The organism is Pediococcus argentinicus (genome assembly GCF_001437605.1).
Lineage (GTDB): Bacteria > Bacillota > Bacilli > Lactobacillales > Lactobacillaceae > Pediococcus > Pediococcus argentinicus.
Genome location: NZ_JQCQ01000071.1, coordinates 1 through 1,221, shown reverse-complemented (window position 1 = coordinate 1,221; position 1,221 = coordinate 1). Strand labels below are relative to the sequence as shown.

Here is a 1,221-nt window from a genome sequence, read left to right as displayed (position 1 = left end):
ATCGCTGCCAATCAACGTAAGTTGGATCAGTTAAAAGAGCTTAAAAAGTACTTGATGCAAAATATGTTTATTTAATTTAAGCACATAGTGTATAAATGTACGCTGTTAATAATCGTAAGTGTAAATCATCTGATATTTCAAGACTAGAAATAATAAAATAATCCTTTTTAATTAATTAGGCTATTTCTTTAATGAGATAGCCTAATTTTTTATGGAGGTGTCAAAATGACACAAGAATACAAGTTACATGATTATTTCCATCAGTGGATGGAGCTATATAAGTTAGATGCGGTGAGAGCGGTGACTTACCAAAAATATGAGATGACACACCGACAATTGATAAGGCTGGTTCCAGATTTATATATGTCTGACTTAACTAGATTATCCTATCAGCAACTGTTGAATGATTATGCGGAGACGCATGAAAGACAAACTGTAATGGATTTTCATAGACACGTTAAAAGCTCATTAATTGATGCCTTAGAAGAAGGGATAATTGACAGAGATCCAACGAGAAAAGCCATTATAAAAGGAATTAAACATCGAGAACATAAAACCAAGTTCCTGAACCAACATGAAGTACAATCACTACTTAATAACTTAAAATTAGATGAAGGCGTTAATTGGGACTACTTCATTCTATTAATTACTAAAACTGGTTTGAGATTTGCAGAAGCATTAGGTGTTACACCAGCTGATTTTGATTTTGCTAGACAATATGTCACAGTGGACAAAACATGGGATTACAAGAGTAATAAAGGCGGATTTGCGCCCACTAAGAATCATTCCTCAATGCGTAAGGTTCAACTAGATTGGCAAACAGTGATTCAATTTTCACAATTAACTAAGGATTTACCAGAGGATAAGCCCATTTTTGTTCAATCTAAGGTATATAACGATACTGTAAATCACTATTTAGAACGTTTGTGTAAGAAAGCCAATATTTCTGTTATTTCTGTTCATGGACTACGCCATACACATGCGTCTCTTCTATTATATGCAGGAGTAAGTATAGCTTCTGTGGCGCGTAGACTTGGTCACTCAAATATGACTACTACTCAACAAACCTATTTACACATTATCCAAGAATTGGAAAATCAAGATAATGATAAAGTTATGAAACATTTGGCCAGTTTGGTTTAAAAATCTGGTATAAGTTAATAGTTTTTATGGAGGATCGTATATTTGCGATCCTTTTTGCTTACACTGATTGGCAGCGAT

Annotated in this window: 1 protein-coding gene; it reads left to right on the top strand. The window is 33.7% G+C overall.

The window, feature by feature from the left end; all coding sequences use genetic code 11:
• The first annotated feature begins 225 nt into the window (after window positions 1–225).
• Window positions 226–1,143, top strand: coding sequence for a site-specific integrase (locus IV88_RS08925; protein WP_057800542.1), 918 nt, complete (start codon window positions 226–228; stop codon window positions 1,141–1,143).
• Window positions 1,144–1,221: the final 78 nt, after the last annotated feature.